At 57.8% G+C, this 26,992-nt stretch carries 23 protein-coding genes, 3 tRNA genes and 1 pseudogene; 11 read left to right on the plus strand and 16 right to left on the minus strand.

Going from position 1 to position 26,992, the window contains the following annotated elements; all coding sequences use genetic code 11:
- Positions 1-31: 31 nt before the first annotated feature.
- Positions 32-415, plus strand: a complete 384-nt coding sequence (locus tag BQ7486_RS09245; protein WP_074009804.1) for a helix-turn-helix domain-containing protein — start codon at positions 32-34, stop codon at positions 413-415.
- A gap of 224 nt (positions 416-639) precedes the next feature.
- Here the strand turns inward: BQ7486_RS09245 and BQ7486_RS09250 are convergent.
- From BQ7486_RS09250 to BQ7486_RS09260, 3 genes are all read right to left on the minus strand, one after another.
- A tRNA-His gene (locus BQ7486_RS09250) sits at positions 640-715 on the minus strand.
- Positions 716-744: 29 nt separating this feature from the next.
- Positions 745-821 (minus strand) — tRNA-Arg (locus BQ7486_RS09255).
- A 17-nt stretch (positions 822-838) separates the two neighbouring features.
- A tRNA-Pro gene (locus tag BQ7486_RS09260) sits at positions 839-915 on the minus strand.
- Between the two features lie 220 nt (positions 916-1,135).
- Here BQ7486_RS09260 and trpC point away from each other — a divergent pair.
- From trpC to lpxC, 6 genes are all read left to right on the plus strand, one after another.
- The gene (gene trpC / locus BQ7486_RS09265; protein ID WP_074009805.1) at positions 1,136-1,930 is read left to right on the plus strand and encodes an indole-3-glycerol phosphate synthase TrpC; all 795 of its coding nucleotides are present in this window, start codon (positions 1,136-1,138) and stop codon (positions 1,928-1,930) included.
- A gap of 2 nt (positions 1,931-1,932) precedes the next feature.
- Positions 1,933-2,685 (plus strand): uracil-DNA glycosylase, encoded by a 753-nt coding sequence (locus BQ7486_RS09270; protein WP_074009806.1) that lies wholly within the window; start codon positions 1,933-1,935, stop codon positions 2,683-2,685.
- A 74-nt stretch (positions 2,686-2,759) separates the two neighbouring features.
- Complete coding sequence (gene tamA, locus BQ7486_RS09275; RefSeq protein ID WP_074009807.1) at positions 2,760-4,460, plus strand: autotransporter assembly complex protein TamA; 1,701 nt, start codon at positions 2,760-2,762, stop codon at positions 4,458-4,460.
- Positions 4,460-8,275: an autotransporter assembly complex protein TamB gene (gene tamB, locus BQ7486_RS09280; protein ID WP_162272261.1), complete on the plus strand. Its 3,816-nt coding sequence runs from the start codon at positions 4,460-4,462 to the stop codon at positions 8,273-8,275. The genes tamA and tamB overlap by 1 nt, the downstream gene beginning before the upstream one ends.
- Positions 8,276-8,478: 203 nt before the next feature.
- Complete coding sequence (gene ftsZ / locus BQ7486_RS09285; protein ID WP_084765876.1) at positions 8,479-9,825, plus strand: cell division protein FtsZ; 1,347 nt, start codon at positions 8,479-8,481, stop codon at positions 9,823-9,825.
- Between the two features lie 5 nt (positions 9,826-9,830).
- On the plus strand, positions 9,831-10,754 hold the full coding sequence (lpxC, locus tag BQ7486_RS09290; protein ID WP_022373839.1) for a UDP-3-O-acyl-N-acetylglucosamine deacetylase: 924 nt from the start codon (positions 9,831-9,833) through the stop codon (positions 10,752-10,754).
- A 4-nt stretch (positions 10,755-10,758) separates the two neighbouring features.
- Here the strand turns inward: lpxC and BQ7486_RS09295 are convergent, their stop codons facing one another.
- Complete coding sequence (locus BQ7486_RS09295) at positions 10,759-11,178, minus strand: hypothetical protein (RefSeq protein ID WP_143183131.1); 420 nt, start codon at positions 11,176-11,178, stop codon at positions 10,759-10,761.
- 269 nt (positions 11,179-11,447) lie between these two features.
- Here BQ7486_RS09295 and secA point away from each other — a divergent pair, with 269 nt between their 5' ends.
- The 4 genes and pseudogenes from secA to BQ7486_RS12530 all read left to right on the plus strand — a co-directional run.
- The gene (secA, locus tag BQ7486_RS09300) at positions 11,448-14,126 is read left to right on the plus strand and encodes a preprotein translocase subunit SecA (RefSeq protein WP_074010119.1); all 2,679 of its coding nucleotides are present in this window, start codon (positions 11,448-11,450) and stop codon (positions 14,124-14,126) included.
- A gap of 130 nt (positions 14,127-14,256) precedes the next feature.
- Positions 14,257-15,486, plus strand: a complete 1,230-nt coding sequence (gene argJ / locus BQ7486_RS09305) for a bifunctional glutamate N-acetyltransferase/amino-acid acetyltransferase ArgJ (protein WP_074009810.1) — start codon at positions 14,257-14,259, stop codon at positions 15,484-15,486.
- 2 nt (positions 15,487-15,488) lie between these two features.
- Positions 15,489-16,379, plus strand: coding sequence for an ATP-binding protein (locus BQ7486_RS09310; RefSeq protein WP_022373835.1), 891 nt, complete (start codon positions 15,489-15,491; stop codon positions 16,377-16,379).
- Positions 16,376-16,783: pseudogene (locus BQ7486_RS12530) on the plus strand (NUDIX domain-containing protein); the annotation flags it as partial. The gene BQ7486_RS09310 and the pseudogene BQ7486_RS12530, both read left to right, overlap by 4 nt.
- A 350-nt stretch (positions 16,784-17,133) precedes the next feature.
- Here the strand turns inward: BQ7486_RS12530 and BQ7486_RS09320 are convergent.
- The 12 genes from BQ7486_RS09320 to BQ7486_RS09375 all read right to left on the minus strand — a co-directional run bounded on the left by BQ7486_RS09320 (position 17,134) and on the right by BQ7486_RS09375 (position 26,972).
- Complete coding sequence (locus tag BQ7486_RS09320; protein ID WP_074009812.1) at positions 17,134-17,349, minus strand: DNA gyrase inhibitor YacG; 216 nt, start codon at positions 17,347-17,349, stop codon at positions 17,134-17,136.
- A 77-nt stretch (positions 17,350-17,426) separates the two neighbouring features.
- Positions 17,427-18,038, minus strand: coding sequence for a dephospho-CoA kinase (gene coaE / locus BQ7486_RS09325; protein ID WP_074009813.1), 612 nt, complete (start codon positions 18,036-18,038; stop codon positions 17,427-17,429).
- Between the two features lie 129 nt (positions 18,039-18,167).
- Positions 18,168-19,169 (minus strand): tRNA dihydrouridine synthase, encoded by a 1,002-nt coding sequence (locus BQ7486_RS09330; protein ID WP_235836781.1) that lies wholly within the window; start codon positions 19,167-19,169, stop codon positions 18,168-18,170.
- 13 nt (positions 19,170-19,182) lie between these two features.
- Positions 19,183-20,325 (minus strand): MBL fold metallo-hydrolase, encoded by a 1,143-nt coding sequence (locus BQ7486_RS09335; protein ID WP_074009814.1) that lies wholly within the window; start codon positions 20,323-20,325, stop codon positions 19,183-19,185.
- Between the two features lie 243 nt (positions 20,326-20,568).
- Positions 20,569-20,943 carry an H-NS histone family protein gene (locus tag BQ7486_RS09340; RefSeq protein WP_022373829.1) on the minus strand — a complete coding sequence of 125 codons (375 nt, stop codon included), beginning with the start codon at positions 20,941-20,943 and terminating at the stop codon, positions 20,569-20,571.
- Between the two features lie 104 nt (positions 20,944-21,047).
- Positions 21,048-21,683, minus strand: a complete 636-nt coding sequence (nth, locus tag BQ7486_RS09345) for an endonuclease III (protein WP_074009815.1) — start codon at positions 21,681-21,683, stop codon at positions 21,048-21,050.
- Positions 21,684-21,688: 5 nt separating this feature from the next.
- Positions 21,689-22,279 carry an RnfABCDGE type electron transport complex subunit B gene (locus BQ7486_RS09350; RefSeq protein ID WP_022373036.1) on the minus strand — a complete coding sequence of 197 codons (591 nt, stop codon included), beginning with the start codon at positions 22,277-22,279 and terminating at the stop codon, positions 21,689-21,691.
- Positions 22,270-22,995 (minus strand): ferredoxin--NADP reductase, encoded by a 726-nt coding sequence (locus BQ7486_RS09355; RefSeq protein WP_204207014.1) that lies wholly within the window; start codon positions 22,993-22,995, stop codon positions 22,270-22,272. Before BQ7486_RS09355 ends, BQ7486_RS09350 begins: the two co-directional genes overlap by 10 nt.
- A 65-nt stretch (positions 22,996-23,060) precedes the next feature.
- Complete coding sequence (gene fdxA, locus BQ7486_RS09360) at positions 23,061-23,384, minus strand: ferredoxin FdxA (protein WP_074009817.1); 324 nt, start codon at positions 23,382-23,384, stop codon at positions 23,061-23,063.
- 241 nt (positions 23,385-23,625) lie between these two features.
- Complete coding sequence (locus tag BQ7486_RS09365; RefSeq protein ID WP_074009818.1) at positions 23,626-24,921, minus strand: hypothetical protein; 1,296 nt, start codon at positions 24,919-24,921, stop codon at positions 23,626-23,628.
- Positions 24,922-25,001: 80 nt separating this feature from the next.
- The gene (locus BQ7486_RS09370) at positions 25,002-26,375 is read right to left on the minus strand and encodes a PFL family protein (protein ID WP_022373033.1); all 1,374 of its coding nucleotides are present in this window, start codon (positions 26,373-26,375) and stop codon (positions 25,002-25,004) included.
- A gap of 36 nt (positions 26,376-26,411) precedes the next feature.
- Entirely contained in the window at positions 26,412-26,972 is a 561-nt protein-coding gene (locus tag BQ7486_RS09375) for a glycine cleavage system transcriptional repressor (protein ID WP_022373032.1), read from the minus strand.
- Between the last annotated feature and the right edge of the window lie 20 nt (positions 26,973-26,992).

Below are 26,992 nucleotides of genomic sequence, written 5' to 3' on the forward strand. Positions count from 1 at the left end.
TTTTTTACCAGTAGCGTTTTCGGCGAAACAAATGAACATGACACTCAGTGATGGTGCAGGGCAAAGCGTGCCGGTTCGTCAGAAGCCCGCGTTTTATGCCTCAGAAAAGAAGCGCCGCTGGGCCCGTGACCTTTTTGAGCACGGCTACGGCTACACCAAAGTGGCGTCAATTCTGGAACTTTCGGAAAACACTGTCCGGGACTGGCAGCGTGAGTACCGCAAGGGGCGCTTCAGGGTTCAGATTGCAGACAACCAGCTGCGTTATTCCGATGAGTTGCGGGAGAAGGTTCTGAAAATGCGCGCAGAGGGGGTCTCATGGCGCAAGATCAGCGAATTAACCCGTGTTCCTGTTTCCACTGTCCGAAAGTGGTGTGCAAAGGCAGTAACCAGTGAAAAGTGCGCTGCGGCACCGTAATTAAAGCAGGGATAAAGCAAGGAAAAAAGAGCCAATCCGGCGGGAGACGTTTTTTGGGACCTTTTTGGGTGCTTTTGAATTATGGGATAGAAAGAAACGGGAGAGACTCAGAGAGACGCGGAGAGAGACGGCGCGGAACACCGCGAAGCCAATAACGGCGCGGGTTTGGTGGTACGGAAAGATACGAAAAAGCCCTGCTGAGAACCAGCAGGGCTTTAGTGACCTGGGGTGGGAGATGGGACTCGAACCCACGACAACCGGAATCACAATCCGGGACTCTACCAACTGAGCTACACCCACCGTTAATTTTTTGTCTCGCCGTCATGTTGTGGCCTGCCCGGCAGGATTCGAACCAGCGACCCTCGGCTTAGAAGGCCGATGCTCTATCCAACTGAGCTACGGGCAGTCATACAACCAGTAACGTGGTCGGGGTGAAGAGATTCGAACTCCCGACATCCTGCTCCCAAAGCAGGCGCGCTACCGGGCTGCGCTACACCCCGCGAGAGACCGAAATTATACGGATGATTTTATTTCCTGCAAATCGGTGCGGGGGAAAAGAGTCAGTGCATTGAAAAGAAACAGAAAATATCATGCCGCACGGGCTTGCGGCATTCGGACGTGCCGGTTGTGTACTTTTGGTTTCGAAAGTGTGTTGGCGGTGAGTGTGAATCGGCCTCATAATCCCGCACAGAAAACAAGAAATGCCGCAGGGAGCAGACAATGGCTGATTATCTGGACCGGATACTTGAAACAAAGCGCGCGGAAGTCGCTCAGCTGAAAGCCCGCAAGACAATGAATGAGCTCAGGGCAGCGGCTGAGAAAGCCGATCCCCCGCGGGGCTTTGTGCGCGCTCTGCAGACAAAAATCAGTGCGGGGCTGCCCGCCGTCATCGCCGAAGTGAAAAAGGCAAGTCCGAGTAAGGGCCTTATCTGTCCGGACTTCAATCCTGCGCGCACGGCGCAGCAATATGAAGCCGCGGGTGCTGCCTGCCTCTCTGTCTTAACCGACAGCGTCTACTTTCAGGGCTCTGAAGCCGCGTTTCGTGCGGCGCGCGCTGCCGTCGGTATTCCGGCGCTGCGAAAAGACTTCATGATTGATGAAGCGCAGATTTACGAGTCCCGTGCGATGGGGGCGGACGCGGTACTGCTGATCATGCGGGCGCTCACCGACGGGCTTGCGCTCAAACTCGCGCAGACGGCTCTCAGTCTTGGAATGGACGTACTCACCGAAAGTCACGATGAGGGGGAACTCAAGCGCGCTCTCGCGCTTCCGGTGACGTTAATCGGCATCAATAACCGCAATCTCCGCACTTTTGTGACGAGCATCGACACGACGCTTGCGTTGCACGATCTGGTGCCCGGAGACCGCATCATTGTCTCGGAAAGCGGCATTGCGACGCCGCAGGACGTGGCGGCGCTGAAAAGCGCTCGTGTCGGAGCCTATCTTGTGGGCGAAAGCCTGATGCGTCAGGGGAACCCCGGTGCGGCGCTTACCCAACTTTTCTTTTCGGAATAATCATGCGTGACTTTGCGCGGGAACGGCATCTTTGGGACGGGGCCGGCAACTGGCAGCCTCTCTGTACGGAATTTCTTCAGAGTCCGGCCGGAGAAAGTCTTCTGGCACGGCTTGACGCGCGGCTTGAAGCCGGTGCCGTGATTTATCCGCCGTATCCCTTTAAGGCGCTCGAGATGACGCCCGCGGAAAAAGTGAAGGTGGTGATTCTCGGACAGGATCCCTACCACGGACCGGGGCAGGCGGTGGGAATGAGTTTTTCGGTTCCGCCCGAATTACGAAAGCTCCCGCCGAGTCTGAAAAACATTTTCCGCGAAATTGCGCTTGAGTACGATACGGGCATTCACACCAACGGTGACCTTTCCGGGTGGGCTGAGCAGGGCGTGCTTCTTTTAAACGCTGTGCTCACCGTAGAAGAGGGTGAAGCCGCTTCGCACGGCCGCTGGGGCTGGGAAAAACTCACCGACGCGGTGCTTGCAAAAGCCGCTTCTGCCGCAACTCCCTGCGTTTATATGCTCTGGGGAAACTGGGCGCAGGCCAAGGCCGACGGGATCCGTCACAATGCCAAGGGGCCCATACTGATTCTCACAAGCAACCACCCATCGCCTTTATCGGCCCTGCGCGGTCCCGCGCCCTTTATCGGCTGCGGGCACTTCCGCAAGGCCAATGAATGGCTTCAGTCTCAGGGAGCCGAGCCCGTTCGCTGGCTTGAGTTCGCTGCGGGTGCAGAGTCTGCGCAAGGCTTTAGACTTACGTGAGGCGCAATCGGGAGCATGCTGTGCCGCCACAGGCTCTCCTTTGTTTCTGATTTCGGACTTCGGGAGCGCTCAGAGTGGCCTGGCAGCATCTTCTTTTCGGAACAGCCGTCTGTCTGACGGCTTGTACGGCAGCCGCCGGGTCGGTTGCCGTCACCGGTGTCGATGCAGCCGCAGCCAAAAATATTGTGCTGATGCTCGAACCGACGGGAGAGGCTGAGCCCTGGCGGCTTGATAATTCCTCAATCCGAGAGACGGCCGCGCGGGCTCTGCGCCCCTACGGGTACTACAGTCCCTCAATTGACGTCACGCGCGACGGGAAAAAGCTCAGTCTCAGGGTTGATCCCGGAGAGCGCACCGTGCTCACCGATTCCGCGGTTGAAATCACCGGTGCAGCCAAGAATGATCCGGACTTTGTAAAGCTTCTGGCCGCGGTCCCCAAGGCCGGGACGCCGCTTTCGCACGCCGCGTATGAAAACTTTAAGAAGTCACTCAATACCCTGACGCTGCAGAAAGGCTACTTTGACGCGCGTTTTGCCGTATCACGTCTGGAAGTTGAGCAGAAAAGGGCTAAAGCCCGCTGGGTGATCCGTTTTGAAAGCGGAGAGCGCTACAGGGTGGGTGAAACCGTGTTTGCGGGCAGCCAGATTGATCCGGAGCGGCTCGCCACGCTGGCACCCTATAAGGCAGGAGACTACTTCAGCGCGACGGCGGTTGCCGAATTAAGCCGAAGGCTTTCACAAACCGGGTGGTTTGAATTGGTGTCGGCGGCACCGGACTTTGAAAAGGGAACGCCTGATGCGCTGCCGGTTGTCGTAAGTCTCGTGCCCCGCAAGAAAAACGTTGTTGAGACCGGGCTCGGCGTGAGTTCGGACACCGGTGTGACGGGGACGGTTTCCTGGACCCGCCCCTGGATCAACCGCCGCGGCTACAGCCTCACGGCAGAGACGAGTGTTTCAACGGCCGAACAAAGTTTTGAAGCGAGCCTAAAAATCCCCGTAAAGGAAAATCCGCTTGAGCAGTACTACCTTGTTTCGGCGGGCTACAAACACACCGATCTCAACGACACGGCGTCTTCGGCCTTTACGTTAAGTCTGTCGCGCTATTGGCAGACGGCTTCGGGCTGGCAGCGCGTTGCATCGGTGAAAGCCTCGCAGGATCACTTCACGCAGGGCGGCGTTACGCAGACAACGCAGCTCATTTATCCGGGATTAAGCCTCACGCGTATCCGTCAGAGAGGAGACACGAGTCCTTCGTGGGGTGACTCCCAGAAGTACAGCATTGATGTTTCGTCCGGCGCCTGGGCTTCTGATGTGGACTTTGTGATTCTGCGGCTTGACAACACATGGCTCAGAACGTTTAAAGTGCGCCACCGTGTGATCGGCCGGATTTCGCTCGGCGCCGTTTTTGCCGATGATATTGACGCGGTGCCGCCGGATCTGCGCTTTTTTGTGGGCGGCGACAAAAGTATCCGCGGCTTTGACTATAAGGGCGTCTCGCCCGAAGACGGCAGGGGGCGGCTTATCGGCGGCTCCAAGCTTGCGACAGCCTCGCTTGAGTACCAGTACAACGTGACGGGACGCTGGTGGGGTGCTGCCTTTTTTGATGCCGGTGATGCGGTGCGCAGTATGGATGATTTCACGGTGCACAAAGGCGCAGGGGTCGGTATTCGCTGGGATTCGCCCGTGGGGCCGGTGAAATTTGACCTTGCCTGGCCCATTAATGACGCGTCCGAACGCGGCCTGCACTTTTACATCGGTCTGGGGGCGCAATGGTGATGCGGCGCTGGCTTAAATATTCAGTTGCGGGCGCGGCCGTGCTTTCCGCTGCCGCCACCGGTGCCGTTGCCTTTCTGGCTGCGACCGAAACGGGCCTTCACTTTGTACTCAAAGAGGCAAGCGACCATGTGCCGGGTTTTTCTTTCGAATCGGCGCAAGGGACACTTCTTTCTCCTGAAATCACGGGGTTAAGCTACGCCGCTGAGGGCGTTGCGGTGCGCGTCGGAAAGGCCGCTTATGCCTTTGACCTCATGGCTTTTTTGCAGGGAAACCGCATCGTTTTGCACAACGTGAGGCTTGAGCAGGCCTCAGTCAATGTTGCTGAGTCCGGTGAAAGTGCGCCGGAAGTGGCGCCGGCAGAGCAGACAACGCACTTTGAGGGACTACCGGTTGATGTTGAAGTCACCGGTATTGCATTAAGGGATATTGCTTTTCACTCGGGCAGTCTTGATCTGGAGCTTCAGAAAGCCGATTTGGCCGTGAGTGCTTCGGATAAAACCATCCGGATCGCTGAGACGGCACTCTCGGGGCTTGCGGTGACGCTGCCTGCGCAGCAAAAAGCGCCGGAGGCCACCGACTGGGCAGCACTTGAAAACACGATCCGCGCAAGCGGTGCGGCTTCCTGGCTGGCGGTTCCTGAGAAACTCGTGCTTCCGGTTGACGTCACCCTGCAGAACTTCACGGCTCAGGGCGTGACGGTGCGGCAGGGAAAGGAAACGCTTTTGGCACCGTCCCGATTTGCCGCGGATCTGTCGCTCACGCAGACAGAACTTTCCGTGAGGCAGCTGACGGCAGACATTCCTCAGATGCAGCTGACGGTGAGCGGGAACGCGCAGACGGCGGGGGCCTGGCCCGTGGATCTGCAGGCTTCGGCGGTGCTCTCGGCTGACGGACGCGAACAAAAGACCGATGTCAGAGTGACGGGAGCCCTCCGGGAAAAACTCACGGCACGGATATCGACGGCAGGAATGGTTCACGCCCGGGCCGAGGCTTCCGGTTTTCTCATGAAGCCCGAACTGCCTTTTGAAGCCGAAGTTTTTTTGACCGCGCCTTTTGAGCAAAAGATCAGTGACAAAGACGCTGTCAAAGTGACCGCTTTTACGGTTAAGGCGCAGGGGACGGTTCTTAATGCCGGCATTAAGGCTTCTGTGATGGGGAAAGCGTTAGCGGGTTCCGCAGCTCTTTCAGACGTTCCCTTTTCCGGAGAAACCACACTTGATACCAAGGGGCTTCGCGCGATCACGGTCAGGCTTCTTGATGCGGCGGCAGGTGAAAAAGGTCAGCACGCCCGGATTAAGGCCCGGGCGCAGATAAATGCTTCAAACGGCCTTCGTGTGAGCGGCTCATTGACGGCAGTAAACCTTCAGGCCGCAAAACCGCTCCTGCCCACAGAACTGCGCCTTGAGGGAGCGACGGATTTTTCCGTGTTTTACCGTGACGGGCACTGGGACGCAGCACTCAAATCCATGAATTTCACGGGGCTTGTCTCCGGTCGGGCCCTTGAGGCCGCGGGCGGACTCCGTGCTGCCTCTGGCGGCACGGTTTCGGCCCGAAACGTCACTTTGCGGGCGGGACGCAACACGATGACCGCGGACGGCAGCGTTGCCGTGGCCGGCAAAGGCGCATTAAACCTCAAAGCCCGGATTGCGGCGCCGGATCTTTCCGAAGTTTTGCCGCAGTTAAAGGGTGAGGCAAGAGGCACGGTGGCGGTTTCGGGGTCTCTTGGTGAGCCCAGGCTTTCAGCCGATCTCACGGCCTCCGGTATGCGCTTTAATGATCTAGCTATTGACCGGGCGCGTCTGGCCGGGCGTTTCGGATCCGGGGGTGCGGCAGACGCCGTGACGCTTACGGTAAACGGCCTGCGGCAGGGAGACTACGCGGTCCCTGAAGCCCGGCTGGTTCTTGCGGGCACGCCGGAAAAACACACGCTGCGGTTTTCGGCGCGTGAAAAGACGCACGGGCTCGCGCTTGACGGGCGTTTGACAGGAAGCTGGAAGACTGAGGCGGCTCTCTGGAGCGGCGCGGCACAAAGCCTTTCGGTTAAAACGCCGTTGGGTGCCTGGGCGCTCACCAAGGCTGCGCCTTTAACTGTCTCCGCAGCAAGCCAACAGCTGAAAAACGCCTGTTTTGCGGGCGGCGCGTCAGCACGCACAGGGTTCTGTCTTACTGAACTTACAGCCGACAAGACAGCCCTTACCGTGAAGGCCGACGGCATCCGTATTGAACCCTCTGACTTCGCGGCGCTTTTCGAGCAAAAGCCGCAGATTACGGGCACCCTTTCAGGAAGGGCTTCCCTGCGGCAGATGTTCGGCGAAAACGGAGAACAGACGGCCGAAGCGCTTTTTGAGGCGCCGCGGATCACCGCACGGCTGCAGCAGAAAACGTCCGGCAAAGCCCGAAACGAGGGGCTCACACTGACGGATACGCGCCTGGTACTTAAGGCAGACGCCTCCGCCTTCACCGTCAGTGCGCAGACGCACACGGCGGGCAGTTCCCGTCCTGTGACGCTAGCCGTAACCGCTGACCGGCGCCGCAATGACACACTCTCAGGAAGACTCTCCGTTCAGGGGCTGGAACTGAAAGATCTCAGAGCGCTTTTGCCCGCTGAAACCGAAGTCACGGGGCTATTGACGGCAGACGTGGGTGTGTCGGGCAGCATCCGTCGGCCGGAGCTCACGGGGGAGGCGGCCGTCACGGACCTTTCAGTCGTGTCGCCTCAGATGCCTTTTCAGATGCAGCCGAGCCGCCTGACGCTCAGCTTTGCGGGGACGCAGTCTGACGCAGCGCTTGAGCTCATGACAAATCAGGGAAAGGCCTCGGCTGCCGCGCACCTTGACTGGAGCGACATGGACAGTCCCGCGGCTGATCTCACGATGACAAGCGAGCGGCTTCGGCTTGACGTGAGTCCGGATATTTCGGTGGATGTGGCGCCTGACTTACGCGTCAGAGCCCGCGGTGAAACATTGGCCGTTACCGGAAGAGTTGCTGTCCCCCGGGCCCGTATTGCGGTCAACAGCCTGCCGGAGGGCGCGGAAGGCACGTCATCCGACGAGGTTGTGATTGACCGGGATGAAGCAGAAGAAAAATCAGATCTCGCATCGCGAGTTTCCGCTGACATTGCCCTTCATTTCGGAGAACACGTCCGCATCAACGTCTTTGAACTCAAGGCCGGTTTAAAAGGGGACCTTCATGCCCGGCAGAACCAAGGGATATTTTCTCTGGACGGCCGCGTGAGCCTTGATGAGGGGACATTTCACGCCTACGGTCAGGATTTGAGAATCACCAAGGGGCTTCTCATTTTTGCCGGGCCGGCAGACAACCCGACACTTGAAATTGAGGCCGTGAGAAACAGTGAAACCACGGAGGATGACGTCACGGCGGGGGTTCAGGTGACAGGAACAGCATCGGCTCCCAAGGTGGAACTTTTTTCCGATCCGGAGATGAGTGATGAAAACAAACTTTCCTACCTTCTCACCGGGCACGGGCTTGATAATGAAAATGATGCAGCCGGCAGCAACGCTATGACCTCGGCCTTAATCGGACTCGGCGCAAGTCAGGCCGGACGCGTTGTGGGCAAAATCGGGGAGGCTGCCGGTATTGAAGGTCTTACCGTGGACACCGCCGGCCGCGGCACGGACTCTCAGGTGGTGCTCTCAGGTTACGTCCTGCCCGGCCTTCAGGTGAAGTACGGCATGGGAATCTTTGATTCCTTAACGACTCTGACGCTGCGCTACAGGCTGCTGCCCAAACTTTATCTTCAGGCTGTTTCCGGCACCGGTCAGTCCTTTGACGTGCTCTGGCGCTTTGAATTCTGACGCAGTCGTCCGGAAAGATTGCAAATTTCTGCTACGGGAGCCTGAGCACCCTTTCGGAGAGCGGGAAAAAGGCTCTACAATAATGCGCACGAATTTTGACTGCCGCCTGCATGCGTGATTTTTTAGCGCAATGGGCGGCAGACTACCGGTAGTCAAATATTTGGGCGGGACGAGATATCGGCCCGCCGGTAAAAAGGATAGCCATGTCGTTTGAGGCCATTACGGAACAGCCCAATCATTTCGATGCCTGCATCAAAGTCATCGGTGTCGGCGGTGGCGGCGGCAATGCCGTTGAGCACATGATCGACAATCAGGCTCAGGGAATTACGTTTATTGCTGCCAACACGGATAAGCAGGCGCTGAGCCGCTCCCGGGCCAACATCGTGATTCCGCTCGGTAAGACCGGGCTCGGTGCGGGCGCCAAACCCGAAGTGGGTGCCATGGCCGCACAGGAAGCCGCCGACAAGATCCGTGAGGCGCTTGAGGGTACGCATCTTCTCTTTATCACGGCCGGCATGGGCGGCGGCACCGGAACCGGTGCGGCTCCCGTGATTGCCGAGATTGCCAAAGAGCTCGGCATTCTCACGGTTGCGGTCGTCACCAAGCCCTTTGAGTTTGAAGGTTCCCGCCGTATGCGCCAGGCGCAGGCCGGCATTGAAAACCTTAAGGACAAGGTCGACAGCCTCATCGTGATTCTCAACGACAAGCTCGAAGACGAAGTGGGCGGTCAGGCCACGATGGTTGACTGCTTTGCCGCCGCAGACGATGTGCTTTACAAGGCCTGTAACGGTATTGCCGAGATCATTCATACGCCCGGCATCATCAATGTTGACTTCGAAGACCTGCGTACCGTGATGAGTGAACGCGGCACGGCTATGATGGGTACGGCAACCGCAAGCGGTCCGGACCGCGCCCGTGAAGCAGCGGAAAAGGCGATTGCCTGCCCGCTTCTGGAAGGAGCAAACCTTCAGGGTGCCCGCGGCCTTCTCGTTTATGTGACGGCTTCGGCTGAAACGATGACCAATCCCGAAATCCGCGAAGTGATGAGCGTCATGAAGAACTTCGTGAGCCGCGACGCCAACCAGATTATCGGCACGGCCTTCGATAACGACATGGGCGATGAGCTGCGTGTGACGGTGGTCGCAACGGGTCTTGACGACGATACGGGACGTCATACGCCCGAAGCCGGTCAGGGCGGTTTGGGTAGCAGCATTTACGGCAGAGGTCCCCAGGTCTTCTCGCAGCCTGCGTTCGGCCAGGCCCCTGCGCAGCAGGCTGTGCCTCAGGCGCCGATTCAGCAGACGTTCGGTTACGGCTACACGCAGCCCGTGCGCGAGCCCCAGAGCGCGCCCGCCGCGCAGCCGCAGTTTGCACCGCAGACAAATGATCCGGCTCTGCAGCAGCCGCAGACCGTGCATCAGCCGGCGCCGCAGCCGCAGCAGCATCTGTCGGACGACTGGGCCCGCACGGCGCCGCAGGATAAGCCGCAGCAAAGTGAGGTTTCCGCCACGCCCTTTGTGAGTGTTCCGACATTTATCCGTCACCGTTAAAAAACATGCTCAAACAATGCACTCTGCGCCGCACGGTCACGGCCGTCGGCATCGGCCTGCATTCGGGGCGTCGTGTCAAACTCGAGATGCGGCCGGCCGCTCCTGACACGGGTATCATCTTCCGCCGCGTGGATCTGACGCCGCCGGTTGAACTGCCTGCGCGCCCCACAAGCGTGAACGACACGCGCATGGCGACGACCTTAAACGAAGGCAAGATCATCATTTCGACGATCGAACACCTGATGAGCGCGTTAAACGGCCTCGGAATCGACAACGTCTACGTGGATGTGGACGCGCCTGAGATTCCTGTGATGGACGGCTCGGGCGCCACCTTCGTTTATCTCATCCGCTCGGCGGGTGTGATTGAACAGAATGCGCCCAAGAAGTTTGTGCGCGTGAAAAAGACGGTTGAAGTGCACGACGGCGACAAGTGGGCCAAACTCGAGCCCCACAACGGCTTTATCCTCGACTTCAGCATCCATTTCGGCCACCCCGCGATTGACAACACCGTGCAGCGTGCGGTGGTGGACTTTTCCAAGGAAACCTACGAGCAGAGCGTGAGCCGTGCGCGTACCTTCGGTTTCGTTTCTGACGTTGAAATGCTCCGCTCAATGGGTCTTGCGCAGGGCGGCACGCTGGAAAACGCGATTGTGATGGATGAGTTCCGGGTGCTCAACGTCGGCGGACTGCGCTCTCCCGACGAATTTGTAAAGCACAAGATTCTCGATGCGATGGGCGACCTTTATGTGCTCGGCCATCAGCTGCTTGCAAAGTACAGTGCCTATAAGTCCGGCCACGCCATCAACAACAGGCTGTTGCGGGAGCTTTTAGCTGACAGCGAAGCCTGGGAATTTGTGACGGTGCCAGAGAAAGACCGCCCCTTTATGGTGGCGACTTCCGCGTTTGAGCCTGCCGCGACAGCGGTGTAGACCGTTATGCAGCTGGGCCGGCCTGCTTTTTACGCATGGCCCGGGCAAGCGACAGTAAGGCGTCTTTTAAGGCCGACTCGTTCATCGAGCCGGCCTTTTCTTCAACTGCTGAAAGCGCCGTCTCCGACATGGTGCGGGGATTCGTCTCAACGGTGCGGGTTCTTAAGCGGATGTGGTCTGTGACCGGACGGATTTTGATGTCCACGGGGGCAATAAAGCCCGCGCGCCCGAGAGCAGCCGTAATGCGGGGCAGCAGTTGCCGCAGGCGGTTTTGCTGGATCGCGGTTTTCACAAGCAGTGTGATTTTTTCGGGCGTCACGCGGATGTTGGCGATGTCGGAAAAGTCCAGGCCGAGCCGCATTTTGGCGGTTTCGCCTGCCACGGCGCGGGCGGCTTTGCGGGCGTCTTTTAACTGTTCGGCCACGCTTTGCTCTTCACCGGCGGCAAAAGTGATCTGTGCAAAAGTTCTGAATTTGCCGCGGCGCGGTGCTTTTTTGTAATACATGGCGGGGATAAGGCGCTCGTGAGCCCTTTTCCGTGAAGGAAACGGGCACATTTTTGTCCGAAAATAAGGGGTTTGCTGTGCGATAATAGCCGTTATTTCTTTTGGGCGGAGGGCTTTGTGCCGTCCGCATTTTTAAGGAACCGGCGCTTCCCAAAAAAAACACCGCCGGGTTCTTTGACTGGATAACTATGTTTGATTCGATTCTCACCAAGATTTTCGGCAGCCGCAACGACCGGTTGATCCGGCAGTACCGCAAGAAGTGCGCTGCCATCAATAAGCTCGGGCCGGAGATGGAAAAGCTCACGGACGATGAGCTCAAGCACAAGACCGTTGAATTCCGCGAACGCTTGGCTAAGGGTGAGGATCTGCAGGCACTGTTGCCTGAAGCCTTTGCCGTGGTGCGTGAAGCAAGTACCCGTGTGCTCGGAATGCGCCACTTTGACGTGCAGTTGATCGGCGCCATGGTGTTAAACGACGGCAAGATTGCCGAAATGCGCACCGGTGAAGGGAAGACTCTCACCGCAACGCTTGCGGTGTACCTCAACGCCCTGCCGGGGCTGGGCGTTCACGTCGTGACCGTGAACGACTACCTCGCAAGCCGCGACGCCGCCTGGATGGGACGCCTTTACAACTTCCTCGGCATGAGCGTCGGAACGATTCTCTCGCAGCAGGATACGGAACACAAAAAGGCCGCCTACGCCGCCGACATCACCTACGGCACCAACAACGAGTTCGGCTTTGACTACCTGCGCGACAACATGGAGTATGACGTCGCCAACCGCCGTCAGAGAGGGCTCAATTACGCGATCGTCGACGAAGTCGACTCGATTCTCATTGATGAGGCCCGTACGCCCCTCATCATTTCGGGTGCAGCTGACGACAACACGGATCTCTATCGTCAGATCAACGAAATCCCGCCGCTTTTAAAGCGTCAGGCCGATGAAAAGGCTGAAGGGGACTATTGGGTGGATGAAAAGGCCCATCAGGTTTATCTCTCTGAAGCCGGCCACGCGCACCTTGAAAAGATCCTTACCGAAAAGGGACTCATCAAGGACGGCACGAGCCTTTATTCGCCCCAGAACATTATTCTGCTGCACCACCTCAATGCGTCGCTCAGAGCCCATACGCTTTTCCAGCGTGATCAGCAGTACGTAGTGCAAAACGGCGAAGTCATCATCGTCGACGAATTCACCGGCCGCTTAATGCCCGGCCGCCGCTGGTCCGACGGTCTGCATCAGGCCGTGGAAGCCAAGGAAGGCGTCAAGATCCAGCAGGAAAACCAGACGATGGCTTCCATCACGTTCCAGAACTACTTCCGCATGTACAAGAAACTTGCGGGTATGACGGGTACGGCCGATACGGAAGCCTACGAATTCCAGGATATTTACGGTCTGGAAACCGTGGTGGTGCCCACGCACCGCAAGATGATCCGTCAGGATGCGCAGGACAAGGTTTTCCGCACCACCGAAGAGAAGTACCAGGCCATCGTTGACGACGTCAAGGACTGCGTCAAGCGCGGTCAGCCGGTCCTGGTCGGTACGACTTCCATTGAAATTTCGGAACTCTTAAGCAACCGCCTCACCAAAGAGGGTATTGCGCACAATGTGTTAAACGCCAAGCAGCACGAACGTGAAGCACAGGTTGTGCTTGAAGCCGGACGTCCCGGCGCCGTGACGATTGCCACCAACATGGCAGGGCGCGGTACCGATATCGTTCTGGGCGGCGGCATCAACAAGCACATCGATGAAATCCGTGCCGACGAAACGCTCTCGCCTGAAGAAAAGGAAAAGCGCATCGAGGCCCTTAAGGCCGACTGGCAGAAACTTCATGACGCTGTGGTGGCGGCCGGGGGGCTGCGCATCATCGGCAGCGAACGCCATGAATCCCGCCGTATCGACAACCAGCTGCGCGGCCGTTCGGGCCGTCAGGGTGACCCGGGCAGCTCTGTCTTCTATCTTTCGATGGAAGATCAGTTGCTCAGAATCTTCGGCGGCGACCGCATGAAGGCAATCGCGGACCGCTTAAAGCTCGAGCACGGCGTGGCGATTGAATCCAAGATGCTCTCGCGCATGATTGAAAGCGCGCAGCGTAAGGTTGAAGGCCGCAACTACGATATCCGCAAGCAGCTGCTCGAATTTGACGACGTCCAGAACGATCAGCGCAAGGAGATCTACCGCCTGCGAAACGAAATCCTTGAGAGTAAGGACGTCAGCGACATGATCAACAGCCTGCGGGAAGGCTACTTCACGGATCTCTTCAGAAGCTTTGTGCCCGCGGATACCGTTGAAGAGCAGTGGGACCTCAAGGGACTCACCTCTCAGCTTAAAACCAACTGGGGCATTGACATCCCGATGCAGGAGATGCTGGAAAAAGACAACAGCGTCACCGATGAAGACCTTCTGAAGAAACTCCTTGAGACGGCCGATGCCATTGAAAAGGGTAAGGAAGAGCTGGTCGGCCACGAAGCCTGGGCCGGTTTTGCCCGCAACGTGCTTCTGCAGGTTCTGGACGCCACCTGGCGTCAGCACATCACGGCGCTCGATGCCCTGCGACAGGGGATTTACCTGCGCGGTTACGCCCAGAAGCAGCCCAAGCAGGAATACAAGCGCGAAGCCTTCTCGATGTTTGAGTCGCTTCTGGATAACGTGCGCGAGCAGCTCTGCCGCGTGCTCATGAACGTGCAGATTCAGATGCCTGAGGAAGCACAGGCTGCGACCGAACGCAGTGAAGAGATGGGTGCGCAGCGCGCGCAAGCCGCCACGGCCAAACACGAAGAAGCGATCGACTTCTCGCACGTGGGCCGCAACGATCCGTGCCCCTGCGGCTCGGGCAAGAAGTACAAGGACTGCCACGGGCGGCTTAAGTAATCCAAAAACTTCGGCTGCGGTAGTCTGCGGCGCCGAAAAACACCGTGCATCGGGTTATGATGACCCTTTGCGCAACGGTGTTTTCGGCGCCGTTATTTTTGCCAGTTAAAAAAGAATCGGAGAGACAGTCATGGCAGTTAATTTAAAGAGCCCGGACCCCCGGATGATTTTCCCTGTGGAAGGGGTGGAACTCGGTACCGCCCGCGCCGGCATCCGTAAGCCCGGCCGCCGGGATCTGCTGCTTGTGCGTCTTGCTGAAGGTTCGACCGTCGCAGGAGTCTTTACCCGGAACCGTTTTGCGGCAGCCCCGGTGCAGGTTTGCCGCGCGCATCTGGCGAAAACCAATGCCGTGCGCGCCATTGTCGTCAATACCGGCATCGCCAACGCCGGTACCGGTGAGACGGGCCTTATGAACGCTGAAAAGACCTGTGAGAAGGCCGCGGAACTTGTGGGCTGCGGCACAGACGCAGTGCTTCCCTTCAGCACGGGCGTCATCATGGAGCAGCTTCCCGTGGAGCGCCTCATCAAGGGGTTACCCGAGGCGTATGCGGATCTTGCACCGGACAACTGGCTTGAGGCCGCGGAAGCCATCATGACCACGGATACCGTCTGCAAGGCTTTTTCCACCAAAGCGTTCCTCGAATTTGCCCGCATCACGGTAACCGGCATCAGTAAAGGCGCAGGCATGATTGAGCCGCGTATGGCCACAATGCTCGGCTTCATTGCCACCGACGCCGCAATCAGCGCGGAGGTTCTTCCCCTGATCGTCAAGCGCGTCGCCGACAAGAGCTACAACCGCATCACGGTGGACGGCGACACTTCCACCAACGACAGCTTTGTGGTGATTGCCACCGGCAAAGCCAAGATGGAACCGATCACGAGTGCCGATGATCCCCGGATTGACGCCGTTACCGAAGCGCTCTGCGTGGTGGCGCGGCATCTTGCTCAGTCCATGATCCGTGACGGTGAAGGGGCCACGAAATTTATTACGGTGCAGGTGCAGGGTGCTAAAAGCGAAGCCGAAGCCCTCCAGGTCTGCTACGCCGTGGCGCATTCGCCGCTGGTGAAGACCGCGTTTTTTGCCTCGGACCCCAACCTCGGACGTATTCTTGCTGCTGTGGGCAACAGCCGTGTCGAGGACCTTGACAGCTCCAAAGTGACGCTTTGGCTCGATGACGTGCTCGTTGCCGAGCATGGGGGCCGTGCTGCAGGCTACCGTGAAGAAGACGGTGTGCGCGTGATGGCGCAGCCTGAAATCACGGTGCGCATTGATTTGGGCAGAGGCGTGGCTTCGGAAACCGTCTGGACCACGGACCTCTCCCACGAGTACGTGACGATCAACGCCGATTACCGCAGTTAAGCATGACGCCAGAAAACGAAAAACTCTTCGGCGAGGTGCTCACGCGCCTTAAGGCGGTGCTCCCTGCGGCTGAAGATGAAACCGACTGGACACGACCGGCTTTCCGCTGGGTGCGCCGCACGTGCCTGGGCACCACGGTGGGGCGGCTTGAACCCGTGGAGAAATTCGCCCGCGTCGAGCTCGATGATCTGCTTTATATCGAGGGACAGAAGGCGGAACTTTTGGCCAACACCGAGCAGTTTGTAAAGGGGCTTCCCGCCAACAACGTGCTACTTACAGGCGCACGCGGTACGGGGAAAAGTTCGCTGATCCGCGGGTGCCTGACGCGTTTTTACGATGAGGGGCTGCGGCTCATTGAAATCGATAAGGATGATCTCAGAGATCTTGCCGATATCGTGCGGATCACGGCGCGCCGCCCCGAGCGCTTTATTCTCTTTTGCGATGATCTCTCCTTTGAACTCGGTGAGGGAGGCTACAAGGCGCTTAAAGCCGCATTGGACGGCTCGGTTGCCGCGGGCGGCGACAATCTCATCGTTTACGCCACGAGTAATCGCCGGCATCTGCTGCCCGAACCCGTGTCAGACAACGCACAGGCGGTTTTAGACGATGAAGGGGAGCTGCATCCCGGGGAAGTGCTTGAAGAAAAGCTCTCGCTTGCCGAGCGCTTCGGCCTGTGGCTCAGTTTCTATCCCTTCAGCCAGGACAAGTACCTTGCTGCCGTTTTTGCCGCTCTGCGCCGTTTCGGCGTTGAAGAGGCGGTCGTCACAAGCGAAGCTGTGCGTCTTGAAGCCCTGCAGTTTGCCCTGCAGCGCGGCGGCCGAAGCGGCCGCGTGGCGCTGCAGTACGCCCGTAACCGTGCGGGCAGTGAAAAACTCAAAGCCATGAGGAAGTGAAAGTGCCCGATCGTCCTGTCACCGAAGTTGCTGTTGCCGTTGTGATTGATCCTCAGAGCGGGAAGTTTTTGCTCGGATCACGTCCGGAAGGGAAACCCTACGCGGGTTACTGGGAATTTCCGGGCGGAAAACTCGAAAAGGGGGAGTCCGTGCACGAGGCGCTCGTGCGTGAACTCCGGGAGGAGCTGGATCTGACGATTACGGATTCGGTCCCCTGGTTTGTCATGGAGCACGACTATCCCCACGCCTATGTGAGGCTTCACTTCCGGCGTTCCTGGGCCTTCAGCGGAACGCCCAAGGCGCTGGAAAATCAGACGTTTTGCTGGTGTACGGCAGAGGACACCGGGACACTTGCCGCAATGAAGCTGCTGCCGATGGACGCGCTTGTGATCAGCCGGATTGCGCTGCCCGCGGTGCTGGCGGTGCCGGAAAGCTCCGCGGGGCTTACAAAGGCCGCGGACTTTGTCCGGCATACCAAGGGCGCAGCCTTTTTGGCTGAGGACGACACGGCCCTTCAATTTGCCGCTGAAAAGGGGCTTCCCGTGGTTGATCTGCGTGAGACGGGCTGCTGGGCGGCAACCGCCGCCGAAGCCGATGAAGCGGCCGCCGACGGCGTTACCTATGCTCTCTGCGTCAATCCCGGCACGGACCTTGTGAGCCACCACCGCAACCGGCTGCCACTTTACGTGGAAGGGTCGCCCGAAACCCTGACGGAGTCCCTCAGGGCCGGTGCTCACGGCGTGTACTGCCGGTTTTAATCTTTGTCTTTTTTCTCTTCGGCGGCCTGACGCATCACTTCGGCCGCAAGGGCTTCGGGGTCAGCGGTTCCCGGAGCCCCTTCAATGCGGTATTCACCCGCGGCCCACTTGCCGAGGTCAATTAATTTGCAGCGCTCGCTGCAAAAAGGCCTCCAGGGGCTTTTAACGTCATACTCGTGCATCTTTTTGCACGTGGGACATTTCACAAGCATCGGTTTTTTTTTCCGGATAAAAACGGGCCGGCCTTTTTCCTAAAAAGACCGGCTCAGGACATGGGAAACCCGACAGTTTAGGCTTTTTTGGCACGGGCCATCGCGAGGTACTTGGCGTCAAGCTCGGCAACGGCCTCGGTGAGGTCGTCGATCGTGCCCACGTTGCTGATTACGTCATCGGCAGCGGCAAGGCGTTCCTTGCGGCTTGCCTGCGACTCAATGATGGCGCGTGCTTCTTCTTCGCTCATATGGCGGTTAAAGCGCAGGCGGCTGATCTGTTCGTCTTCGGGGACGTCGACCACCACGACGCGGGCGACGGCGTCCTTCCAGCGGCCGCTTTCCACCAAAAGCGGAATGCTCAGAATCACATAGTCTGCGCCGCTGACCTTTTTCAGTTCCTCGAAGATTTCCTTTTTGATCATCGGGTGCAGAATCGCTTCAAGCTTTTCTTTTTTCTTCGGGTCGCTGAAGACGATCTCGCGCATGAGTTCACGCTTAAGGCCGTTGGTGCCGATCACGTCCGCGCCGAATTCAAGCGCAATTTCCGGAAGGGCTTTACCCTGAGCGGCAGTGAGGACATGCGAAATTTCATCGGCGTCAATGACAGGGACGCCGAGCGCACGAAAGGCATCCGTGGCTGTGGTTTTGCCGCTGGCGATACCGCCGGTCAATCCGATAATAAGCGTCATACGTTTGCCTCTTTTGCAGTAGTGAAACGGAGACGAACCCGTGCGGGTCCTTTTCTTTTATTCTATCCGCAAATATGAGTATTTCTGCTTATTTTCGAAGAAGTTTTTCCGCAACGTTGCTTTCGGGTATCAGCCAAGCGCTTTGCGCCAGCCGTAAACGGGTTCCGGCCGTATCTGGAGTTCGTTTTTCATGGCGTCAAGGGCGGCAAAGAAATCGTCCGGCGTCCTGGCTTTAAAGAGGCGCTTGATGTGCTTTTCCGGGTTTTCAAAGAGAAACTGCTGGAAAAACCAATATTCCTTTAACCGCATCACGGCGTTTTTGAGGCTTGAGAACGCCGCCGTGTAGTCCTTCAAGAGGGCATCGGTAAAGGCAAAGATCTCATCGTGCGTTGCCGCTTCGCCGCCGCGGGCTTTTCTGAAAAGCGCGGGATCGGCCATCAGGGAGCGCCCGACCATGAGTTCGACGGAACGGGGAAAGGCGGCAAGACGGGCTTTGAGGTCGGCGACCGTCACGATGTCGCCGTTTACGCCCAGGGGCATCGCAAGAAGGGGCAGAGCGTCCTGTAAGACGTTAAGCCTCACATCGCCCTTATACAGATCGGTTTTAAGCCGCGCATGCACAATCAGCCGTTTAATCGGGTGATGCGAATAAATCCGTGCAAGATCGGCAAACTCATACTCTTCGCTCCAGCCGAGTCGTGTTTTGACCGTGACGGGAATATCGTCTCCGAGCGTGTCAAAAACCGTACCGAAGAATGTGTCAAGTTCCGCAGGAGTTCGCAGAAATCCCGAACCCTTCCCTTTGGCAACGACGGTACCGGCGGGACAGCCCAGGTTGAGGTTCACTTCATCGTAGCCCATGTCAAGCAGCGCCCTCACGGCCCAGACAAAGTCCTCCGGGCGGCGCGTCAGAAGCTGAGGGACGCAATGAATTCCCCTGTTGACTGAAGGCGCAAGGTCCTTTAACTGCCGCTCGGTAAAGCGCGGCTCCTGTGTGGGTGTGACAAAGGGAATGTAGTAGGCATCCGCGCCGCCGAAAAAAGATTGGTGGACGGTGCGGAACACATAACCGGTGAGGCCTTCCATCGGAGCAACGGTAAGGCGCACGCCGTTAAAAGAATCGGAACTCACGGGGAGACGGAAATCAAGGTTTTTCGGGCCACCAGATTTTACCTGCCGCCGCGGGATCAGCAAGCGCAATGCGTGAGCCGATCAGAGGCGTGGTGATCGGAATCCGCACAGAGCGGGCATTGTCAAGCGCTGCAGTGAGGGGTTCGGTCCATACGTGCCGGCTTAAGGCGTATTTGGCGTTATGGCAGGGCATGACAACGGCGGGCGCGATATCCGTGAGAGCCAGTTTCCAATCCGCGGGCATCAGATGGATGTCAGACCACTCCTTGTTGTACTGGCCGTCTTCGAGTACGGCAAAGTCAATGCGCCCGAACATGTCTCTGACGGCCTTAAAGTGCGGGCCGTAACCGCCATCGCCGGAGAGGTAGAGCTTGTAGCCCGCGATATCGAACATGAAGCCCGCCCAAAGCGTCGTGTTCATCGTCATCGTGCGGCCGGAGAAGTGCTGCGAGGGCAGGCAGGTGAGTTCAAGGTTGGGTGCAAGACGCACGGACTCATACCAGACGGTTTCCGTGATCCGCTCGGGATCGTAGCCCCAGGCTTCAAAGTGCGCCCCCACCCCCAGCGGACAGACCACACGCTTAACGCGTGATCTGATCGCCGCAATCGTCGGGTAGTCGAGGTGGTCGTAATGGTCGTGCGTGATGAGAAGGACGTCCAAGGGCGGAATGTCTTCGGCCCGGTAGACGTCTGCTCCCTTAAAGGGCTCAAAAAAGCCGGGAATCGGGCAGGCGGCCGCAAGGGCCGGATCCACGGCAATCGAAAGCCCTTCGGCTCTGAGGTAAAACGCCGAGTGTCCGAGCCAGAGCATTTCGCCGTTACGGACGCTGCTGAGGTCGGTTTTCTGGTGCGCAACCGGCGCCGAAGGCTTGACGCCCTCGGGTTTTTCGGCAAAGGCCTTGGTGATCTTTTTCCAGCGGGATTCAGCGACAGCCGGACCTCGGGTGCCGCCGGGGAGGTTGTGAAACGCACCGTCCCGGTAGTTTTTCTCCGCCATCATGCGCGCAAGGCGCTCGCCCTGAAAGCTGCCGCCGAGCTCAAGCGAGACATGATGCACACCTGTTGCTGCCGCAACAGCCGTGCCCGAGCCGGCAATGGCAGCGGCAAAGGGGAGTTTCAGCAGGCGGCGTCGGGTGAAGTCAACAAGTCCGGACATGGTGCGGAAAATTTCTCACGAAAAATCGGTCAGACAAACTCAGCTTAACGATAACGCAGCGTTTTGAAGCAGTGCGTTTCAAATTCTGGTAAAGCGTAACAGAGGTTTCTCAAAAAACAGACCGGATGAGCAACGATTGCGGATATCTGCCTTAATACGGGCAGTTTTGGATAATCTGTAAAACAAAACCGCCCGCAGTATGGTTATCGCGGGCGGCTTTTGAACTCAATATTGAGAGACGGCTCAGAGCTGTTCAGCGGGCGTCTTTTCAATGAGCATGGATTCAAGCGGCGTGCCCGCATCCACGAGTTCACGCATCTTCACGGGCATCTTGCCGCGGCCCGTCCAGGTACAGGCGCCGTCAGGGGTCACATACTTCGGCTTAATGGTGCGCTTGGGCTTGTCGGCAACAGCGGTCTTTGTCTTGCGGCCGCGCGTACCCTTGAGAATCTTCGGGGTATAGGTGCCTTCGAAATCGAGGTCAGAGGGCTTAAAGCCGAACATGGCGATAAGACAGTTAATGGTATCGATGGCGTCCTTACGGAACGATTCCTTCTTGGCACGGACCTGATCTTCCTGCAGCTGCAGCTTGCGCAGTTCCTGAATATCAACGGACATTTGAATAACCCTGTGTTTGTTTGGTGAATATCCGCATTGTAATTAATACGGACGCAGATAATCACGGAGAAACACTTTTTTAATTTCTTTTTTGCGAAACGAAATTACTCTTTCGTTTTTTCCGGATATTCACACAAATCAAAAATCGGACAGGCGCCGCACTCGGGTTTTCTTGCCTTGCAGCAGTAGCGGCCGTGCAGCAAAAGCCAGTGGTGCGCATTGGTGAGAAACTCTTTTGGCGTGGTTTTCAGCAGTTTTTCCATCACGTCCTGCGGCGTTTTTCCCGGAGCAATACCGGTACGGTTTGCGACGCGGAAAATATGCGTGTCAACGGCAATCGTGGGTTTACCGAAAGCGACATTTAAAACTACATTGGCGGTTTTAGTGCCGACACCGGGCAGTTTCGTGAGCGCATCAAAATTGGCAGGGACTTCGCCGTTAAAGTCTTTTTCCAGAATCGTGCAGGTGTCAATAATGTGTTTTGCTTTGGCGCGCCACAGACCGATCGTGCGGATATAGGGCTCAAGGCCTTCGACGCCCAAGGCGGCAATCGCATGCGCAGTATTGGCCGCCGGAAAGAGTTTGGCGGTGGCGATATTGACACTCTTGTCGGTTGCCTGCGCTGAAAGCATCACGGCAATCAGTAATTCAAAGGGCGTCGTGTAATTGAGTTCGCTTTTGGGGTCGGGCCGCTCGGCGGAGAGAATTTCAAATATCCGGCGGCGTTTTTCTTTATTCATTTTTTTTATTTTTGCTGAAGCAGTGCGGCGCGTTTTAAAACATCTGCCATCAGGGATTTTTTATTGACGGCAAGGCGCTCAGCTGTTTCCGTGAGTTTTTTCAGTTTTCGCTCGGCCCTGGCTTTTTTGGCTTCATAACGGCCTTTGGCGGCCCGGGCGTCGTCTTTGCTCCAGACTTTGCCGCACTCAACGAGTGTTATGCAGTCCATGGGGCAGGCCGTGAGGCAAAGCGCACAGCCCGTGCATTCGCTTTCAATGACGGCGTAGAGGTGCTTGGGAGCGCCCGCAATACAGTCAACGGGGCAGATTTTGGCGCAGAGCCGGCACCCGATGCAGCGACCGGCATCGATGCGCGCAAACGCAAAGGGGGCTTCGTGCCCGTATTCGGGATTGAGTTTTGTTTCAGCGCGGTGTAATGCGGCAGCCAGGATTTTGACGCCGGCATCGCCGCCCGGAGGGCAACGGTCGGGGGCCGTGCCCGTAAGCATCGCCTCGGCGTATTCGCGGCAACCAGCAAATCCGCACTGTCGGCACTGCGTCTGCGGCAGAAGACTTTCGAGCTCTGCCGCAGAGGGTTGGTTATGACTTAAAGCCAAAAGTTTTCCGCGAGAAGCTGGCCGGGTTTGCCGCCTCTCGGGCTCACAATGCCGCGGGCCTTCATGGCTTCGCGCACACTCTTGACCATGCCCGGATTGCCGCAGAGCATGACGCGGGAGTGTTCTTTTTCGATGGTGATGCCGGCAAGCTTTTCAAGCGAGCCGTCAGCCAAAGCGTCGGGAATACGTTCGTTTACCGCCGCCCCTTTTTCGCGCGTCACGCAGGCAACAACGGTAAGTTTGGGACTGCGCTTAACCAAGCGCGAAACGTAGCCCGTTTCATTCCAGGTGCGCACGCCGTGTACGAGAATCAGGCGTTCAAAGCGCGATGTGATCGATTCATCGGAGAGAACGGCGAGAAACGGCGAAACACCGGTACCGGAAGCAAACATCCAGAGGTCTTTGCCGCCCGCTTCCAGGCGGTCCGCAAGAAGCATGCCGCCCACTTCCGTGTCGATTAAAACGGAGTCGCCGGTTTTAATCTGATTGAGTTTCGGCGAGAGAATACCGCCCGTGACGTTCGCAATATAAAAGTCCACGGTTTCGCTTGCCGGAGCCGAGCCGATCGAATAAGCGCGGAAAACCTCATCGCCTTCGATTTTCAGGCCCACCCGGGCAAATTCACCGGTCTTCCAGGTAAAGCCTTCGGGTTTCACCAGACGCAGTTGGATGACGTTGTCGGCAACATGCTCTGCCGATGCAACACGGGTAGTCATTACAGCCATTTCTAAAGCCTCTGCCAAAGAAAAAGTGCCGGGATGCGCGTAAGGGGCAACGCCGGTTAACGCTTCAGATACTGAAGCTTGTTTTTCACTCCGCGCCACTGATCGGCATCGTCCGGATAGGGCTTCTTGTGCGTGATGGAAGGCCACTGGCGGGCGAGTTCACGGTTGAGCTCAATGAATTCCTGCTGATCTGCGGGAACATCCTCTTCGGCATAGATCGCGGCTTCCGGACATTCCGGAACGCACACGGCGCAGTCGATGCATTCGTCGGGATCGATCACCAGAAAGTTGGGACCTTCCCGGAAGCAGTCAACCGGGCAGACATCAACGCAGTCGGTGCGTTTGCAGCCGATGCAGGCTTCACAGACAACGTGGGCCATGGTGCTGAGTTACTCCTCAATAGTGAGACAGAAAAAGAACGTAACCGCTTATTTTATCAGCGCCGAGCGCCTCTGAATTCGCACGGGCGGCCTCGTCTTTTCGGATGCTGTCTTGGATTGCCTGGCATCTTACGCGCTGAAAAACCTTATGTTCTGCGGGCTTATGCTCAGTCTGATGGTGGAAATAGACGCACTCTAAAAATCGAAAAACAGCCCGAAGGCCGTCTTGTTTTTTCCTTGGTTAAGCAAGGTTCAGATAGAGCGCCGCGGCACGCAGGGCTTCCGCGGGATCGCGGTAGAGCCTTGCAAGATCGGCCGCAGATGAGACCGCACTGCCGGCATTTTTGCGCCGGCTGTTGTCGTTGCGGGTGACGGCTGCGGCAAGCTTTTCAACCGCTTCACCGTTTAATACCGCTGCGGCGTTTGTACCCCGTACAACTTCGGAGAGGAAAAAGACCGAAGCGGTTGTATCGGGAGCCGGTGTCCGGCTGACAAGTGCCTTGAGGCGCAAAAGTGTCGTTGCCGTCGGGGGCAGCGACGTTAAAAAGAAGACGGCGTTATTGGAATCGGCTTCCGGCACGAGCCGAATGAGACTGCCTTCTGAGAGCCCCGGCCAGGCTTTTTGCAGCGTTTTGGTGAAAAGCCTTCCGGGCACGAGATCGGCACTGTAGTGCTCCTCTCCGGCAGCAATTGTCTGCGCGATCCGGGCGTTTTGCGGCGTTTTTTCAAACGCGCGGGAAAGCGTCTTTTGCTTGGCGCCATCCGTGACGGAAACAACCCAGTCGGCGCCTTCGGTGAGGGCCGCAGAGGCTTCCTTTTTGCTGCAGCAGACGTGCGGTGCAAGAAGCGTACCGGTCAGAGACACGCCCGAGGCGAAAAGTCCGCCCAAAGAAAGCGTTGTCTCAAGTATCGCCTCACGGGCGTGCCAGGTGAGGGGGGCGGCTGTGCTGCCGTCAGCCGGGCGGATGCAGTCCATCAGGCCTTTAAGCAATGTCTGCTGAAAGGCCGCCGGCTTAAAGAGCATCAGGACTTCGCGGATGGTTTCAGCCGTTGCGGCCGATTCGCTTGTTGTCTGCGTGAGTTTGCTGAGAAACGCCGACTGCTCGGACAAAAACCGGGCGGCGTCTTCGCAGCCGGGTTTGCCGGCCATGGCGGTAAGCCACAGTGCGGCCAAAACGGGACGCAGGTCAAGCAGGCTGTTTTCAGTTGTCCGTGCGGGCGCACTGACGGCGGGTTTTACCGCCGCCATGGGCTCAGAAAAGAGGTCGTACATGTCAATGCCGACCGAATCCTCAGGGGTATTGTCAACCCGGGCCAGGTCCTTGATGCGGCCGCTGATTTCAGCCTGTGCGGCATGGGCCTTCCAGGAAGAGGCAAACGTAAAGACCCCCTGCCGGATTTCCCCCACGTCCAGGCGCTTGACGGTGCCGTCGGTCTGTTTTTCATCAAAAAAGACGTACAGCACATCCGGGTCCGCTGTGGACTGACTGTACGAGCCCTGCGGAATCTCGGGAAATCTGGCGAAATCGATCTGCATGAAACAAAAACTCTGTCGTTGGAAAAACCGGCAGGCGCATTATCCCGCGCCGCCGGTTTTGGTGCATGCCTTTTGCGGTTTTAGTTTTTAAGGCTGTGAATCGGTGCGGGGATGCGGCCGCCCAAGTTTGCAAAAGTTGAGCTGTCGCCGCCCGGGACGCGGATGATGCTTGCTTCACCCAAGAGTCCCCCGAAGACCGCCACGTCGCCAACTTTCTTGCCGGGGACCGGAATCACGCGCACGGCCGTCGTTTTGTTGTTGATCATGCCGATTGCGGCTTCGTCGGCAATCATGGCGGCGATGGTGTCGGCCGGCGTGTCGCCCGGAATGGCGATCATGTCCAGGCCCACGGAGCACACGCACGTCATCGCTTCGAGTTTTTCCATCGTGAGGGCGCCTGAGCGGGCAGCGGCTTCAATCGCGCTGTCTTCGCTTACCGGAATAAAGGCGCCGGAGAGGCCGCCCACGTTGCCGGAAGCAAAGACGCCGCCCTTTTTCACGGCGTCATTGAGCATTGCAAGAATCGCGGTTGAACCCGGAGCTCCGATCGAAGACAGCCCCAGCGTCTGAAAGATTTCGCCCACGCTGTCGCCCACGGCCGGCGTGGGTGCAAGCGAGAGATCCGCCACACCGAACGGCAGATTCATTTCGCGGGCCACGTTGCGGCCGATCAATTCACCCACACGCGTTACCTTGTAGGCGGTGTGCTTGATGACTTCAGCGATTTCAGAAAGCGTCAGACGCCGGCCGGTTTCTTCAATGGCGCGCTGCAGGGCTTTGTTGACAACGCCGGGGCCTGAGACCCCGACGTCAATCACCACATCGGGTTCACCGACGCCGAGATAGGCGCCCGCCATGAAGGGGACGTCCTGCGGAATGTTGCAGAACACGACGAGCTTGGCGGCGCCGAGGCCGTCGCGCTCTGCAGTGGCTTCGGCAACGGCCTTCACGGTTTTACCCATGAGAGCCACGGCATCCATGTTGATGCCGGCCTTGGTGCTGCCCACGTTAATCGACGAGCAGATGCGCTCGGTTGTGGCAAGCGCCTCAGGAAGCGCTTCAATGAGGTTTTTCTCGCCCGGGGTCATGCCCTTTTCAACGAGAGCGCCGAAACCGCCGAGAAAGTTGACGCCAACGTCGGCCGCGGCATCGTCTAAAACCTTACAGGCACGGACCATCTGATCGCGGGTGAAGCCCGCGCCCACGGTCCCGATGGGGCTCACGGCAATGCGCTTGTTGACAACGGGGATGCCGTAGCGGTCGCCGATCATGTCGCAGGTTTCCACAAGGCGCCGGGCGTACTTGCGGATCTTGCTTCTGACTTTGACTTCAAAGACGTCAAAGTCGTGGCTGGCGCAGTCAAAAAGGTTGATGCCGAGCGTGACGGTGCGTACATCAAGGTGTTCGCTCCGCAGCATATTGATGGTGGATAAAACCTCGCGTTCACTAAGCATGGTGTTCTTTTTCCGGTAAAAGGCTCGTTAATGGGGTCAGATGGCTTCAATGCGGTGCACGGCTTCAAAGATCGCACGGTGCTGCATCGTGAGGTTGAGATTCATCGCTTTGGCTCTTTCAAGCATCACGCGGTGAAGGCTGCGGGTGTCAATGTCATCGGGAATGCTCACTTCAAAAACCTGCATGGAGGAGCCGTCCCCTAACGGGAAAGCGCGCAGTGCCTCAATATTGATGCCCTGCTCGCCGAAGATGTGCGCAAAAGTCCCCACGATGTCGTTGCGGTCCTTGCCGTAAACGCTGATCACAAAAGGCTGTGAGGCAGGGGCCTCGTGCTCGGGTTTTTCCATGTCGCGCGTGATGATGGAAAGCTTCATCTTCTTCTTTGCGGTCTCTTTTTCGAGGGCCTCTTGCAGAGCATTGTTGGAAAGGTCCGCGGGTTTGTCCACGACGTAGATGCCGGCAAACTGATTGTGCAGCGCCGTCTGCGTCATGTGTTCAATGTTGCAGTTAAGCCGCGTCATCACTGATGAAACGCAGGCCACAACCCCGGGCTGATCCAGGCCGATGACGGCAACGATCACGTTGTTTGTCTGCATGTGTAATGCCTCCGAAGACA

Source organism: Duodenibacillus massiliensis, from assembly GCF_900128485.1.
GTDB classification, from domain to species: domain Bacteria; phylum Pseudomonadota; class Gammaproteobacteria; order Burkholderiales; family Burkholderiaceae_F; genus Duodenibacillus; species Duodenibacillus massiliensis.

Bases quoted from the DNA above. Each gene is read 5' to 3' on its own strand.
- BQ7486_RS09245 (WP_074009804.1), top strand. From the start codon at position 32: ATGAACATGACACTCAGTGATGGTGCAGGGCAAAGCGTGCCGGTTCGT.
- trpC (WP_074009805.1), top strand. From the start codon at position 1,136: ATGGCTGATTATCTGGACCGGATACTTGAAACAAAGCGCGCGGAAGTC.
- BQ7486_RS09270 (WP_074009806.1), top strand. From the start codon at position 1,933: ATGCGTGACTTTGCGCGGGAACGGCATCTTTGGGACGGGGCCGGCAAC.
- tamB (WP_162272261.1), top strand. From the start codon at position 4,460: ATGCGGCGCTGGCTTAAATATTCAGTTGCGGGCGCGGCCGTGCTTTCC.
- ftsZ (WP_084765876.1), top strand. From the start codon at position 8,479: ATGTCGTTTGAGGCCATTACGGAACAGCCCAATCATTTCGATGCCTGC.
- lpxC (WP_022373839.1), top strand. From the start codon at position 9,831: ATGCTCAAACAATGCACTCTGCGCCGCACGGTCACGGCCGTCGGCATC.
- secA (WP_074010119.1), top strand. From the start codon at position 11,448: ATGTTTGATTCGATTCTCACCAAGATTTTCGGCAGCCGCAACGACCGG.
- argJ (WP_074009810.1), top strand. From the start codon at position 14,257: ATGGCAGTTAATTTAAAGAGCCCGGACCCCCGGATGATTTTCCCTGTG.
- BQ7486_RS09310 (WP_022373835.1), top strand. From the start codon at position 15,489: ATGACGCCAGAAAACGAAAAACTCTTCGGCGAGGTGCTCACGCGCCTT.
- BQ7486_RS09320 (WP_074009812.1), bottom strand. From the start codon at position 17,349: ATGCTTGTGAAATGTCCCACGTGCAAAAAGATGCACGAGTATGACGTT.
- coaE (WP_074009813.1), bottom strand. From the start codon at position 18,038: ATGACGCTTATTATCGGATTGACCGGCGGTATCGCCAGCGGCAAAACC.
- BQ7486_RS09335 (WP_074009814.1), bottom strand. From the start codon at position 20,325: ATGTCCGGACTTGTTGACTTCACCCGACGCCGCCTGCTGAAACTCCCC.
- BQ7486_RS09340 (WP_022373829.1), bottom strand. From the start codon at position 20,943: ATGTCCGTTGATATTCAGGAACTGCGCAAGCTGCAGCTGCAGGAAGAT.
- nth (WP_074009815.1), bottom strand. From the start codon at position 21,683: ATGAATAAAGAAAAACGCCGCCGGATATTTGAAATTCTCTCCGCCGAG.
- BQ7486_RS09355 (WP_204207014.1), bottom strand. From the start codon at position 22,995: ATGACTACCCGTGTTGCATCGGCAGAGCATGTTGCCGACAACGTCATC.
- fdxA (WP_074009817.1), bottom strand. From the start codon at position 23,384: ATGGCCCACGTTGTCTGTGAAGCCTGCATCGGCTGCAAACGCACCGAC.
- BQ7486_RS09365 (WP_074009818.1), bottom strand. From the start codon at position 24,921: ATGCAGATCGATTTCGCCAGATTTCCCGAGATTCCGCAGGGCTCGTAC.
- BQ7486_RS09370 (WP_022373033.1), bottom strand. From the start codon at position 26,375: ATGCTTAGTGAACGCGAGGTTTTATCCACCATCAATATGCTGCGGAGC.
- BQ7486_RS09375 (WP_022373032.1), bottom strand. From the start codon at position 26,972: ATGCAGACAAACAACGTGATCGTTGCCGTCATCGGCCTGGATCAGCCC.